This is a genomic window from Streptomyces sp. NPDC127119, from assembly GCF_042677425.1.
Classification (GTDB): domain Bacteria; phylum Actinomycetota; class Actinomycetes; order Streptomycetales; family Streptomycetaceae; genus Streptomyces.
In genome coordinates, this window is record NZ_JBHXTO010000010.1 from 24,918 (window position 1) to 39,823 (window position 14,906).

Annotated in this window: 7 protein-coding genes; 6 read left to right on the forward strand and 1 reads right to left on the reverse strand. The window is 71.5% G+C overall.

The features are described from left to right. Positions 1-23: 23 nt before the first annotated feature. From ACFVH5_RS07580 to ACFVH5_RS07605, 6 genes are all read left to right on the forward strand, one after another. On the forward strand, positions 24-2,537 hold the full coding sequence (locus tag ACFVH5_RS07580; protein WP_385832687.1) for an FAD-dependent oxidoreductase: 2,514 nt from the start codon (positions 24-26) through the stop codon (positions 2,535-2,537). A gap of 220 nt (positions 2,538-2,757) precedes the next feature. Continuing rightward, positions 2,758-3,912: an N-methyl-L-tryptophan oxidase gene (gene solA / locus ACFVH5_RS07585; RefSeq protein WP_384812136.1), complete on the forward strand. Its 1,155-nt coding sequence runs from the start codon at positions 2,758-2,760 to the stop codon at positions 3,910-3,912. An 11-nt stretch (positions 3,913-3,923) separates the two neighbouring features. Continuing rightward, positions 3,924-5,150 (forward strand): aromatic ring-hydroxylating dioxygenase subunit alpha, encoded by a 1,227-nt coding sequence (locus ACFVH5_RS07590; RefSeq protein WP_385832621.1) that lies wholly within the window; start codon positions 3,924-3,926, stop codon positions 5,148-5,150. Further along, positions 5,092-6,558 carry an aldehyde dehydrogenase family protein gene (locus tag ACFVH5_RS07595; RefSeq protein WP_385832622.1) on the forward strand — a complete coding sequence of 489 codons (1,467 nt, stop codon included), beginning with the start codon at positions 5,092-5,094 and terminating at the stop codon, positions 6,556-6,558. The genes ACFVH5_RS07590 and ACFVH5_RS07595 overlap by 59 nt, the downstream gene beginning before the upstream one ends. A 195-nt stretch (positions 6,559-6,753) precedes the next feature. Continuing rightward, positions 6,754-8,361, forward strand: coding sequence for an APC family permease (locus ACFVH5_RS07600; protein ID WP_385832623.1), 1,608 nt, complete (start codon positions 6,754-6,756; stop codon positions 8,359-8,361). A gap of 100 nt (positions 8,362-8,461) precedes the next feature. Continuing rightward, entirely contained in the window at positions 8,462-10,015 is a 1,554-nt protein-coding gene (locus tag ACFVH5_RS07605; protein WP_385832625.1) for a GMC family oxidoreductase, read from the forward strand. Between the two features lie 145 nt (positions 10,016-10,160). Here ACFVH5_RS07605 and ACFVH5_RS07610 read toward each other — a convergent pair whose 3' ends face one another. Continuing rightward, on the reverse strand, positions 10,161-14,849 hold the full coding sequence (locus ACFVH5_RS07610) for a hypothetical protein (RefSeq protein ID WP_385832626.1): 4,689 nt from the start codon (positions 14,847-14,849) through the stop codon (positions 10,161-10,163). Between the last annotated feature and the right edge of the window lie 57 nt (positions 14,850-14,906).

The following is a 14,906-nucleotide window of genomic DNA, read 5'->3' on the forward strand; positions in this document are numbered from 1 at the left end:
CCAACAGCCCCGATGTGGCCGTCGTGCCCCGTGCGGCCGCCGTGCCCCGTGCCGCCGTCGTGCCCCGTGTGGTCGTCGTGGGCGCCGGCATCGTCGGCTGCTCCCTCGCGGACGAACTGACCGCCCGCGGCTGGACCGACGTCACCGTCCTCGAACAGGGGCCGCTCCCCGCTCCCGGCGGCTCCACCTCCCACGCACCGGGCCTCGTCTTCCAGACCAGTCCGTCCAAGACCCTCACGGCCTTCGCCCGCTACACGGTCGAGAAGTTCAACTCCCTGGAAGTGGACGGCGTCTCCTGCTTCAACCAGGTGGGCGGCCTGGAACTCGCGACCACGCCCGAGCGCCTCGCCGAGCTGCACCGCAAGGCCGGTTACGCCGCCTCCTGGAGCGTACGCGGCGAGATCGTGAGCGCGGCCCGCTGCAAGGAACTCTGGCCCCTGATCGACGAATCGATGGTCCTCGGGGGCTTCCACACCCCCGACGACGGTCTGGCCCGCGCGCTGCTCGCGGCCCACGCCCAGAAGGAACGGGCCGAGAGCCGCGGTGCCCGCTTCCTGGACCGGCACACCGTCACCGGGATCGAGAAGGAGGACGGCAGGGTCACCGCCGTCGTCACCGACCAGGGCGTCTTCCCCGCCGACCACGTCGTCTCGGCGGCCGGATTCTGGGGGCCGGTGATCGGCCGCATGGCCGGGGTCGACGTACCTCTGCAGCCGCTCGCCCACCAGTACGCGCGGACGAAGCCGCTGCCCGAACTGGCCGTTGCCCACACGGAGGCGCAGGCGGACACCGGGGCACGGGCGGTCGCGGAGGCGTCGCGGCCCATCCTCCGTTTCCAGGACCGCGACCTCTACTTCCGTGAGCACGGTGACCGCATCGGCATCGGCAGTTACGCCCACCGGCCGCTCCCCGTGGACCCCTTCGCGGTCCTCGGCTACGACGAGGCGCGTGCGAACGACCTGGAGATGCCGTCGTCGTTCCCCTTCACCGAGGAGGACTGGGCGCCGAGCTGGGACGACTGCCGAAGGCTGCTGCCCGCCCTGCGCCGGAGCGAGATCGAGGAGGGCTTCAACGGCGTCTTCTCGTTCACCCCCGACGGCATGCCGGTTCTCGGCGAATCGCGTGCGCTGCGGGGTTTCTGGCTGGCGGAGGCCGTGTGGGTGACCCACTCGGCCGGTGTCGCCAAGGCCGTGGCCGAGTGGATGATCGACGGCCGCCCCGAGATCGACGCCCACGAGTGCGACCTCACGCGCTTCGAGGAGGCCCAGCGCTCACCCTCGTACATCAGGGAGCGCGGCTCGCAGCAGTTCGTCGAGGTGTACGACGTCCTGCATCCGCTCCAGCCGATGGAACGGCCGCGGCCTCTGCGGGTCAGCCCCTTCCACGCACGCCAGCAGGAACTGGGCGCGTACTTCCTGGAGGGCGGCGGCTGGGAGCGTCCGCACTGGTACGAGGCGAACGCGCCGCTCGCCGCCGGGCTCGACGTGCCCGCGCGGGACGCCTGGTCGGCGCGGTACTGGTCGCCCGTCGCCGCGGCCGAGGCGCGGGCCACCCGGGAGAAGGTCGCGCTCTACGACATGACTCCCCTGCGCCGCCTCGAAGTCACCGGCCCCGGCGCCCTCGAATTCCTGCACGGCATGACCACGAACAACCTCCGTAAGAAGCCCGGCGCCGTCACCTACACCCTGCTCCTGGACGACACGGGTGGCATCCGCTCCGACCTCACCGTCGCGCGCCTGGGCCCCGACCGTTTCCAGGTGGGCGCCAACTCCCCCGCGGACCTGGACTGGTTGGCCAGGCACGCCCCCGACGGCGTGCATCTCCGGGACATCACGTCCGGTACGTGCTGCGTCGGGGTCTGGGGGCCGCTCGCCCGCGCGCTCGTGCAGCCGCTCACCCGCGACGACTTCTCGCACGAGGGCTTCGGCTACTTCCGCGCCAAGGAGACGTACATCGGCCATGTCCCCGTCACCGCCATGCGGTTGAGCTACGTCGGGGAGCTGGGCTGGGAGCTCTACACCAGCGCCGACCTGGGGCTCCGCCTCTGGGACACGCTCTGGGAGGCGGGCCGGGAGCACGGTGTGATCGCGGCCGGGCGCTCCGCGTTCAACAGCCTGCGGCTGGAGAAGGGGTACCGGGCGTGGGGCGTCGACATGACCGACGAACACGATCCGTACGAGGCGGGGGTGGGGTTCGCCGTTCGGCTGGACAAGGGGGAGTTCTTGGGGATGGGGGCGCTGGAGGGGCGCGGCGGGGGCGGTGTGGGTCAGCCTCGGCGTCGGCTCACACCGTTGTTGCTCGACGATCCGTCGGCCGTGGTGCTCGGCAAGGAGCCCGTGTACGTCGACGGCTCCCCTGCGGGGTACGTCACGAGTGCGGCGTACGGGTACACGGTGGGGCGGTGTGTGGCGTATGCGTGGTTGCCGGTGTTGCCCGTGGGGGCGGGGGTCTCTGTCGAGTACTTCGAGGAGAAGGTGGGGGCGACTGTCGTCGACGAGCCGATCTTCGATCCGAAGATGAGCCGTATTCGACGGTGATCGTCCCTCCGGGGAGAGACCGTGGACAGCCTGCGGGTCCGTGGGGGCTGGTCGCGCCCCGCGGCCGAGCCGCATCTCGATACGGCCCCGCGCCCCTTAAAAGCAAAAGACTGCGCCGTTCCCCGCGCCCCTGAACGGCGGAAGTCCGCGCCGTTGCCCGCGCGACTCAAAGACAAAAGATTGCGCCGTTCCCCGCGCCCCCGGAAAGACGGAGGTCCCCGTGTCCCCCAGTTACGACGTCGTCGTCATCGGTCTTGGCGGTATGGGTAGTGCCGCTGTTCATCATCTGTCCTCGCGTGGTGTGCGGGTGCTCGGTCTTGAGAAGTTCGGGCCCGTGCACAACCGTGGGTCCAGTCACGGGGGTTCGCGGATCACCCGGCAGTCCTATTTCGAGGACCCGGCGTACGTGCCGCTGCTGCTGCGCGCCTATGAGCTGTACGAGGACGTGGAGCGGGCCACCGGGCGGGACATCGCCACCCTGTGCGGCGGTGTGATGATCGGCCGACCCGATTCGCTGACCGTCTCCGGTTCGCTGCGCTCGGCGGCCCGGTGGGACCTGCCCCACGAGATGCTCGACGCGGCCGAGATCCGCCGTCGTTTCCCCACCCTCGCTCCGAGGGACGACGAGGTCGGGCTCTTCGAGAGGAAGGCCGGCCTGGTCCGCCCCGAGAACATGGTCGCGGCGCATCTCCAACTCGCCACCCGGCAGGGCGCCGACCTGCACTTCGACGAGCCGATGACCCGCTGGGAGCCGTACCGGGACGGCGTACGCGTGCACACCGCCGAGAACACGTACACGGCGGGCCAGTTGGTGATCTGTCCGGGCGCCTGGGCGCCGCAGCTGCTCACCGACCTCGGGGTGCCGTTCACCATCGAACGGCAGGTCATGTACTGGTTCCAGCCCAGGGGCGGGGTCCGGCCCTTCGTGCCCGAGAACCACCCGATCTACATCTGGGAGGACGCGGACGACGTCCAGGTGTACGGCTTCCCGTCCATCGACGGGCCGGAGCTGGGCGCCAAGGTGGCGTTCTTCCGCAAGGGGCAGATCTGCACCCCGGAGACCATCGACCGCACGGTCCACGAGGACGAGATCCGGGCGATGGCGGACCACATGTCCCGCTGCATCCCCGATCTGCCCGGCACCTTCCTCAAGGCCGCCACCTGCATGTACTCCAACACTCCGGACGAGCACTTCGTGATCGCCCGGCATCCCGCGCATCCCGAGTCCGTGACCGTGGCCTGCGGTTTCTCCGGCCATGGCTTCAAGTTCGTGCCGGTTGTCGGCGAGATCCTCGCCGATCTGGCCCTGACGGGGACCACCGGTCACCCGATCGGCCTGTTCGACCCCCACCGCCTCGCCGCCGCGCCCGCCTGAGGAGCACGCTCGTGTCGACGACCCCCGTATCCGCCGCCCCCGCATCCGTCTCCCCCGCCGCCTCCGCCCAGCTGCCCCCCAGTCTGATCAGCACACTGCCGGGGCACTACTACACCGATCCGGAGATCTTCCGGCAGGAGCAGGAGCACCTCTTCGAGTCGATGTGGTTCTGCGCCGTCCGCTGCGCCGACCTGGCCAAACCGGGTGCGTTCCGTACGGTCCAGGTGGGCCGTGAGAGCGTCCTGATCACCCGGTCCCGTACGGGCGAGCTGCGGGCCTTCCTCAACATCTGCCGCCACCGCGGTGCCCGGCTCTGCACCGAGGAGGCCGGCGAGGTCCGGCGCAACCTCCAGTGCCCGTACCACGCCTGGACGTACGGCCTGGACGGGAAGCTGATCGCGGCGCCGAACCTGGTGAAGATGCCGGACGTCGACCGCACGGAGTACGGGCTGGTCACCGTCGCGCTGCGGGAGTGGCTCGGATACGCCTGGGTGTGTCTGGCCGACGAGCCGCCGTCCTTCGAGGAGACGGTGATGGGCGCGGCCGTGGAACGGCTCGGGAACGTGGCGGCCGTCGAGCACTACGGCACGGAGAACCTCGCCCTCGGCAAACGCATCACCTACGACGTGCGGGCCAACTGGAAACTGATCGTCGAGAACTTCATGGAGTGCTACCACTGCGCGACCATCCACCCCGAACTGACGGAGGTGCTGCCGGAGTTCGCGGACGGTTACGCCGCCCAGTACTACGTCGGCCACGGCGCCGAGTTCGGCGAGGGGATCAAGGGCTTCACGGTCGACGGCAGCGAGGGATTCGGCAGGCTGCCTGAGGTCGCGGAGGATCAGGACCGTCGTTACTATGCGATAACGGTCAAACCCACCGTGTTCATCAATCTCGTCCCCGACCATGTCATCCTGCACCGCATGTTCCCCCTCGCCGAGGACCGGACGATCGTGGAGTGCGACTGGCTCTACGCCCCCGAGGTCGTCGAGTCGGGCGCCGATGTGTCGAGGTCCGTGGAGCTCTTCCACCGGGTCAACGCCCAGGACTTCGAGGCGTGCGAGCGAACGCAGCCCGCCATGGCGTCCCGCGCCTACCGCAGGGGCGGGGTGCTGGTGCCCACCGAGCACCACATCGGGATGTTCCACGAGTGGCTCATAGGCATGCTGGGAGGCAGGGATGGCGGATCTCTACATCGGCGGCACCTGGACGAGCGCGCGGGAGAAACGCACGCGTGAGATCCGCTGTCCGGCCGACGGATCGCTCGTCGCTGTCGTCGACGAGGCGGGCGGCGAGGACACCGTCGACGCGATCGCAGCCGCGCGCCGCGCCTTCGACGAGGGCCCCTGGCCGCGGACCCCCGCGAACGAACGCGGCGATGTGCTGCTCCGCGTCGCCGACCTGCTCGCCCGCGACAAGCCCGCACTCGCCCGCGCGGAGTCCCTCGACACCGGCAAACGCCTGGTGGAGAGCGAGTACGACATCGACGACATCGAGAACTGCTTCCGCTACTTCGGACGGCTCGTCGCCAGCGAGTCCGGCCGGGTCGTGGAGACGGGCACCGAGGGCGTCGACAGCCGGGTCGTACACGAACCGGTCGGGGTGTGCGCGCTGATCACCCCCTGGAACTATCCGCTGCTCCAGACCGCGTGGAAGGTCGCCCCCGCGCTGGCCGCGGGCAACACCTTCGTCCTCAAGCCGAGCGAGCTGACCCCGCACACCGCGATCCATCTGATGCGTCTCCTGGAGGAGGCCGGGGTGCCCGCCGGGGTGGCGAACCTGATTCTCGGCGCCGGTCCGGAGGCGGGCGCTCCGCTGGGCGACCATCCCGACGTGGACCTGGTCTCCTTCACCGGCGGTCTGCAGACCGGACGCAGGCTGATGGCCGCGGCGGCCGGGACGGTGAAGAAGGTCGCCCTCGAACTGGGCGGCAAGAACCCGAACATCGTCTTCGCCGACGCCGACTTCGAGACGGCCGTCGACATGGCGCTGACGGCCGTCTTCCTGCATTCCGGGCAGGTCTGCTCGGCCGGGGCGCGGCTGCTGGTCGAGGACTCCCTGCACGACCGTTTCGTCGACGAGGTCGTCCGCCGGGCCCGGCTGATCAGGCTGGGCGGGCCGTTCGACGAGCGGGCACAGACCGGGCCGCTGATCTCGGCGGCCCACCGGGCGAAGGTCGAGGCGTACGTGGCCAAGGGGCTGGAGGAGGGGGCGGTCCTGCGCTGCGGAGGGGGCCGGCCGGCCGAGCCCCCGCACCCGGAGGGCTTCTACTACCCGCCGACCGTGCTCGACGAGTGCTCCGGAGACATGACCGTGGTCCAGGAGGAGTCCTTCGGGCCGGTCCTGACCGTGGAGCGGTTCACCGACGAGGCGGAGGCCGTACGGCTGGCCAACGCCACGATCTACGGACTGGCCGGCGGCATCTTCACGTCCGACGAGGCGAAGGCGCAGCGCGTCGCGTCGGCGCTGCGCATCGGAACGGTCTGGATCAACGACTACCACCCGTACGTCCCGCAGGCCGAGTGGGGAGGCTACAAGCAGTCCGGGTTCGGGCGGGAACTCGGACCCGCGGGCCTCGCCGAGTACCGCGAGACCAAGCACATCTGGCGGACCACGAATCCGAGTCCACAGGGCTGGTTCTCGTGAACCGCCGCCGCGACCGACTCCGCGACCGCAGCGGCTGACTTGGGGGGGGCTGCCGACAACCACCGCAGAATCCACCGCACTTCACCGTACGGATCCGGCCGCCGGCGCCATAAGATCCAGTCTTCACCGACGACCCCGCACGAGCCGCACTCCCCCTCCCGCCCGGGAGAACTCCCCCTTCCCAGGAGGCCGCTCATGACCACCACCGAGCAACCATCGGAGCAACCAGCCGGTCCGCACGGTCACGACGACAAGCACAGTCACGACGACTCCGAACTCAACGAGTTCGGCTACAAGCCCGAGCTCAAGCGCACGCTCGGCAACTTCCACACCTTCGCCGCCGGGATCAGCTACATCTCCATCCTCACCGGCACCTTCCAGCTCTTCTACTTCGGCTACGGCAGCGGCGGGCCCGCCTACTGGTGGTCCTGGCCCATGGTCTTCATCGGCCAGTTCATGGTCGCGCTCTGTTTCGCGGAACTCGCCGCCCGCTATCCCGTGGCCGGTTCCGTCTACAACTGGTCCAAGAAGATAGGCAATCCGCACATAGGCTGGCTGGCCGGCTGGACCATGCTGATCGCCTCGGTCGTGTCGATCGCGGCCGTGGCCCTCGCCTACCAGCTGACGCTTCCGCAGATCTCCTCCGCGTTCCAGTTCGTGGGCGACGGCACGGGCAAGTACGACGTGGCCACCAACGCCGTGCTGCTGGCCTCCGTCCTGATCGTCTTCACCACTCTGGTGAACGCCCTCGGTGTGAAGCTGATGGCCCGGATCAACACGGCGGGCGTCTTCATCGAGCTGATCGCCACCGTCGTACTCATCGTGCTGTTCGCCGTGCACATCACCCGTGGTCCGGGGGTCGTGCTGGAGACGAACGGTACGGGCGCGGGTCAGCCCGGCGACTACTTCGGCGCGTTCCTGGTCGCGTCGCTGGCGTCCGCGTACGTGATGTACGGCTTCGACACGGCCGCCTCGCTCGGCGAGGAGTCCCTCGACCCGTCGCGCAACGCGCCGCGCGCGATCATCCGTGCCATCGTCGCCTCGTTCGTCCTCGGCGGACTCGTCCTGCTGCTCGCGCTGATGAGCGTGTCCAGCCTGAAGGGCGACCGGCTCTCCACGGACGGCCTGCAGTACGTCGTCCTCAACGTGCTCGGTGAGGACGCGGGCAAGGCCATGCTGTGGTGCGTGTTCATCGCGGTCACCGTGTGCGCCCTGGCCGTGCACACGGCAGCGATCCGGCTGGCCTTCGCGATGGCGCGGGACAACAACCTGCCCGCCTCCTCCAAGCTGGCCAAGGTGCACCCGCGCTTCCAGACCCCGATCCTGCCCGCGGTGATCATCGGGGTCCTGGCGCTGGCGATCCTGGTGGTCAACATCCGCCAGCCGCAGATCTTCACCGTGGTCACCAGTATCGGCATCATCCTGATCTATCTCGCGTATCTGCTGGTCACCGGGCCCATGCTGGTGGCCAGGCTGCGCGGCAAGTGGCAGCCCGCGGGCGAGGGCCGGTTCTCGCTCGGCCGCTGGGGGCTGCCCGTCAACATCGTCGCCGTGGTGTGGGGCACGGCCATGATGATCAACCTGATCTGGCCGCGCGCCGCGGTCTACAACGCCGCCGCCCCGTACCACTGGTATCTGCGGTGGGGCGCCGTCCTGTTCGTCGGCATCGTGATGGGTGGCGGCTTCGCCTACTACTGGTTCGTGCAGCGGCACCGCACCGGAGTGCTCGCGGAGCACCAGTACAAGGCCGCCGACACACCGCTTCCGCCCGCCTCTCCGGCGGCCACGCCCACGGCCGACTGACGACCCACGCTCCACGACCGACTACCGACTACCGACTACCGACGATCGCAACTCCTCAAGAAGTGCTAGGACTCCAGGACTCCAAGGAGGTCAACTCACCATGCAGGAAGACGAGTTCGACTATGTCGTGGTGGGCGGGGGCACCGCGGGCAATGTGGTCGCGGCCCGGCTCTCCGAGGACCCGGCCGTCACGGTCTGCGTCCTGGAGGCCGGACCCAGTGACGTCGGCGACGACGCCGTCATGAAGCTGGAGCGCTGGATGGGGCTGCTGGAGTCCGGCTACGACTGGGACTACCCGGTCGAGCCGCAGCCCAGCGGCAACAGCTTCATGCGGCACGCCCGCGCCAGGGTGCTCGGCGGCTGCTCCTCGCACAACTCCTGTATCGCCTTCTGGGCACCCGCGGAGGACCTGGACGACTGGGCCGCCGCGGGCTGTACGGGCTGGAGTTCGGCGGAGCTCTTCCCGCTCTACCGGCGGCTGGAGAACAACGACGCCCCCGGCGAGCACCACGGCCGCACCGGCCCGGTGAAGCTCCGTACGCTCAAGAGCGACGACCCGTGCGGGACGGCCCTGCTGGAGGCCTGCGTCCAGGAGGGCATCCCGACGACGCCCTTCAACTCGGGCAGGACCGTCGTCCGGGGCGCGAGCTGGTTCCAGATCAACTCCGACGAGAACAACATCCGGCAGTCCTCGTCGGTCGCGTATCTGCACCCGATCCTCGGCAAGCGCCCGAACCTCGATGTACGCACCGGGGTGCGCGCCAAGAGACTGGTGCTGGACGGGCGGCGCTGCGTGGGCGCCGAGTACCTGGACCCCGACCTGATCCACACCCGGACGGTACGGGCCAGGCGCGAGGTGATCGTGTCCTGCGGCTCGATCGACAGCGCGAAACTGCTGATGCTGTCGGGCATCGGGCCCGCCGGACATCTGCGCGAGGTCGGCGTCGACGTGGTGGTGGACGCGGCAGGCGTCGGCGAGAACCTTCAGGACCATCCCGAGGGCGTCATCATGTGGGACGCCAAGCAGCCCATGACGACCACTTCGAGCCAGTGGTGGGAGGCGGGCATCTTCTACGACACCGAACCGGGCCTCGACCGGCCCGACCTGATGTTCCACTACGGATCGGTGCCGTTCGACATGAACACCGCGCGGTGGGGCTATCCGACCTCCGAGAACGCGTTCTGTCTCACGCCGAACGTCACCCGTGCGAAGTCGCGGGGCACGGTACGGCTGCGGACCCGCGACTACCGGGACAAGCCGAGGGTCGATCCGCGGTACTTCACGCACGAGCACGACGCGCGCGTGATGACGTACGGGCTGAAACTGGCCCGGCGGATCGCCTCGCAGCCCGCGCTGAGCGGGTGGGCGGGGGCCGAGCTGGCCCCGGGGCCCGACGTCCGGACGGACGACGAGCTGCTCGACTACATCCACAAGACCCACAACACCGTCTACCACCCGTCGTGCACGGTGAAGATGGGTGCGGAGGGGGACGCTTCCGCCCCGCTGGACCCGCGGTTGCGGGTCAAGGGGGTGGAGCGGCTGCGGGTCGCGGACGGGTCGGTGATGCCGGATCTTGTCAGCGTGAATCCGTGCATCACGACGATGATGATCGGCGAAAAGTGCGCGGACCTCCTGAAGGAGGACGCCCTGTAGGCCCCGTCAGGGGCCCCTTCAAGGGCCCCGTAGGGGCGCGGGGAACTGCGCGACCAGCCACAACGGACCCGCAGTGACCCGCAACCGCGCGATGGTGGGGAAACTGACGGCCGGTGGGGGCCGGTCGCGCAGTTCCCCGCGCCCCTCAAGGGGCACTCGGCGCGGGCCGCTTGTACATGCGGGTCGCCGTGATCTCCGTGTGGGCCGCCTCCCCCGCGGGAACCTCCCGGGGCAGGCCCGGCCGGAGATGTTCCTCCACGCTGATGTACTTGAGCCCCGCCCGCAGATCCGCGTCGTTGCGCAGGCGGATCACCAGCGGGAACTCCGCGAGCGCCGTCGTATCGAACAGTCCCGTGGTGTACAGGAGTTGCACACCGAGCGCGTCGGACACGGCCCGCTGCAGCTCCAGCAGATACGTCGCGTTGGCACGCCCGATGGGATTGTCCAGGAACAGCGTGCCGGCGTGACGGTGCTTGTCCCGGCCGCGGTCGTTCGAGCGCAGGGCCGCCATCGTGCAGTACAACGCGATCGCCGCGGTGAGCAGCTGGCCACCGGAGAACACGTCGCCCATCTGTCCGACGGGGACGCGCTCGGCGCGCAGCACGGCGTCGGGCTTGAGGATCTCGACGGCGACACCCTTGGGCTGGAGCGCCGCGGCCACCCCTCTGAGCAGCAGGGACATCCCGTCGCGGCGCAGGTCGGAATTCTTCTTGACGGCCGCCCTGGTCGCCTCGTCGACGACCTCGCCGAGGCGTTCGGCGAGCGTGGCCTGATCGGGCTCCTCGAAGCGGATCCGCAGGAACTCCTGCCCCGACCACTCCCCCAGCCCTTCGGGGAGCCGGGACAGCCGCTGGGCCGACCGCAGGGTGGCGAGCGCGGACTCGACCAGACCGCGCAGCCGGTCCACGATCGAGTCTCGGTTGCGCTCCAGCTGCGCCAACTCGTCGGTGAGGACCCGCAGTCGGGGCGCGAAGGCGTCCGCCCACTTCTGCGCGTGCTCGGGCAGCGCGGACGCGGGCAGCTCCCGGATCTGCTGACGCGCGGGCGTGCGCACCTGCTCGTACCGCGTGGAGTTGGCGTGCCGTACGAGGATGTCGCTCGCCTCGCGCACGGCCGCCTCGGCGGCGGACAGGTCGGCCGCGCAGCCGCGCAGGGAGCGGCGGGCCTCGGCGGCGGACTGCCTGGCCTCTTCGAGCGTGCCGGGGTAGGGCTCGGTCTCCTCCTGTTCGTCGTCCGTGTGCTCCCGCAGGAGGTCCCGGAGCAGGGCGGCCGTCTCGTCGAAGCCGCCGGCCGCGTCCTCGGCGGCGTGGTGGGCGTCGAGCAGTTCGGTGTGCGCGGCGCGCGCCTGGCTCAACGCGTCGGTACGGGAGGCGAGTTCGCCGGTGGCGGTGCGCAGCAGGCTCTGCGCGTGCTCGGCGTCGCGCGGCACGAGGTCGTCGGGCAGCTCGGTGTGGGCGTCGGCGTCCTCGGGCGCGTGCCGCTCGGCCTCGCCGCGCAGCCGGCCGAGCTGTTCGCTCGCGGTCGACACCCGGCCTTCGAGGAGCTGGACCAGTTCCTCGGCGCGGGCCACGGCGGCCTGCCGGGACGGTCCGTCGGAGCCGTCGGTGGACTCCAGGAGCTGGGCGGCCCGGGTGCGCACCTTGTTGGTCAGCCGGTTCAGCTCGGTGAGCGCGGTGCTCTCGTCGCTCTCGGCCCGGGACTGCTCGGCGCGCAGGTCGGCGCCGACCCCGACCTTCTCGTACAGCTGGGAAGCGGCCCGGTAGGCCTCACGGAGGGCGGGCAGCGACGACTTCGCGGCTCCCGACTCCTCCTCCGGGAGATCGTCGGGGGCGCCCGCGATCTCCGCGCGCTCGGCGCGCAGCGCACGGGCGGTGCGCCGGGCGTCGTCGGCGGCGCGCTGGGTGCCGCGCCGGTCCTCGTCGGCGGCGCGGGCCCGCTCCAGACAGGACTGGGCGCGGGCCTCCGACTCGGCGGCGTCGTCGGCGAGTTCACGTACCTTGACCTGCCAGCCGGCGCGCTCGCGCAGCCGGAAGGCGAGTCCGGCGAGCGCGTCGGCCGCGCGCCGGGCCCGCTGGGCGGCTTCCTGCCGTTCGTCCCGGACGAGGGCCGCCTCGGCGGCCTCCTCGTCGGCCTCGGTCCGCACGGCACGGGCCTCGGCCAGCTCGGCCTCGGCCTCCTCGGCGAACGTGCGCGCGTCACCGGCCGCCGTGGCGAGTTCGGTGAGCCGCCCCGCCGGGCAGCCCGTGCGCCAGGAGGCGAGCCGTGCGGCCAGTTCCCGGTCCTTGGCGAGCCGGGCCGCCGACTCGCGGATCTCGTCGTCCCGCTCGGCCGCGCGCCTGCGCAGCGCCTGCCGCTCCTCGTCGGCGGCGTGCTCGTCGTGCATGGCCGGGTTCGGTGGTACGAGGAAGACGTCGTCCCCGCCCGCGCCGGGGGCCGGGGTCGGGGCGAGCAGCGCGGCGGCCGTGCCGACGGCCACCGTGGAGCGCGGGAGCAGCGCGGCGTCGGTGAGGGCGTCGCGGGCCCTGGCGTGGGTGTCCGGGTCCGTGATGATCACGCCGTCGACCAGTTCGGGCCGGGCGGCCAGCACGCGCGCGTGGTCGACGGGGTCGACGGCCTGCGCGAGGTAGCGCCAGCCGGGCAGCGCGGGGATGCCGTGCTCGCCCAGGTACTCCACGGTGGCGAGCACGTCGGGGCCGGGCGGCAGCAGCCCGCCGTCACCGAGCGCGCCGAGGATGCGGGAGTCGTCGGCGGCGGCGGTCCGCAGTTCGAAGAGCTGTCGTTCGGCGGAGGTGACGGTGTCGTCGAGGAGCTGCCGGAGCTCGTCGGCGTAGTGGTCCAGCTCCCGGGGGGTGAGGGGGCCGTCGCCCTCCCCGCCGCCGTCGGTTGCCGTGGTGGTGATCGCCCTGCTGTCGGCGCTCGTGTCCGTGGGGGCCGAGTGCCGGGGCCCCGGCAGCGACGGGCGCCCGGGGTTTCCCGGGCCGCCGGAGGCTCCCGGCAGGCCGAGCAGTTCGGCGAGCCGCTCCTCCCCCGCCAGGGCCTGGGCGATCCGCCGTTCCGCGTCGTACGCGTGCTCGGCCGCCGTGGCCGCGTCGGCCGCGCGGGCCGCCGTCAGCTCGGCCCGGGACTCGGTGGACGCGGCCTCACGGGCGTGGTCCGCGGTGCGGCCGGAGGCCTCGCGCGCGGTGTCCCAGGCGGCGACGGCCGTCTTCTCGGCGTCGCTCGCGGCGAGCGCGGCGCGGGCGGGGTCGGCGTCGGGGGCGGTGTCGTCGAGCCAGCCGGCCCGCACCGCCTCGGCGGTCTCCTGCTCGACCTCGCCGAGGCGCTGGCGCAGATGGCCGACCTCGCTGCGGGCGCGCTGCGCCTCGGTGGCGGCGGACGTCGCGTCCCGGTGGGCGGCCTCCCCGACCTCCTGCAGCGAACTGGACCGCTCCTCCTGCTCGTTGGCGACCGACTCGGCCCCTTCGGCGGCGGCGTGCAGGGCGCGTACGAGGTCGACGGCGGCCCTGGCCCGGGCGGCGAGGGCGGGAGCGGCGTCCCGCTCGGCCTCCAGGATCGCGGCGGCCACGCGGGTGGAGCGGTCGGCCGCCGCGCGGTGGCGCAGCACGGCTTCCGCCGCCTGCCACGCGGAGTGCAGGGTGCGCGCGTCGGCGAGTTCCTTCTTCTGCGCGGCGGCGCCCTTCTCGGCGGCGGCGAGCGCCAACGAGGCGTGCCGGTAGGCCAGTTCGGCCGCGATCAGCGCACTGCGCTCCCGGGAGCCCTCCGCCTCGGTGACGCGGTGGGCGGCGGTGGTGACCTGCTGGGCGAGGTCGCCGGTGCGGCCCCGCTCCCGCACGGCGCGGGCGGAGAGCCGCCTGGCCAGCGTGCGCGTACGCCGCTCGGCGGCCGTGTGGATGTCGCGCGCGCGGGAGCGCGCCCCGGCCGCCTCGACGATCCGCCCGAGCAGGTCCGCGGACCCGGCGGTGAACTCGCGCTCGGCGATCAGCTCGGCCCGTCGTCCCAGCTTGTTGCCGAATCCGCCCACCAGGTCGGCGAGTCCGTCGGTGTCGCGGGTGTCGGTGACCGCGCGCAGCAGCAGGTCGGTGAAGTCGGAGTCCTTCTTGACGGCGAAGAGGCCGGCGGCCTCGCCCTCGTCGGCGTTCATCTCGCGCTGGTAGCGGAAGAGTTCGGGGTCGAGGCCGAGGTCGCCGAGGTGTTCGATCCAGCGGTCGTGGATCTCCTCCCAGTGCACTTCGAGGTGCGGGTACGCCTTGCCGGCCTCGGTGAGAGCGTCCCTGAAGCCCTTCATGGTGCGCCGCCGGCCCTGCGCGCCCGAGGCGCCCTCGACGGGCGGCCGGACGGCGGTGCCCTCGGCGACCGGCAGGTTGTCCAGGCTCAGCCCGGGTCCGGGCCGGAAGGAGTACCAGGCCTCGGCGAACTTCCGCGGGTCGTTGGAGACCTGCCGCCCGCGCCACTCACTGACCTTGCCGACCACGACGCATTCGCCGGTGATCGTGTGCTGCCACTCCAGCGCCACATGCCCGCAGTCGTCCGCGAGCAGGAACTTGCGCAGCACACCGGAGCTGGCGCCGCCCAGGGTGTTGCGGTGGCCGGGCAGCATCACCGAGAAGATCAGCTTGAGCAGTACGGACTTGCCGCCGCCGTTCTCCAGGAAGAGCACACCGGCGGGTGCGGGGCGGCGCGGCGGCCCGACGGGCTCCTCCTGGAAGAACTCCGCCTGCGTGGGCGCGGGGTCGGGCACGAGCCCGCCGACTCCGCGCAGGTCCAGCACGGTGTCGGCGTAGCGCGCACCGGCCGGCCCGATGGAGTAGAGGCGGACCCGGGACAGCTCGTACATGGCGGACTCTCGTAGTCGTAAGCGGTGTGGGGGATGTGAGGGGACGGGGGGCGAGGG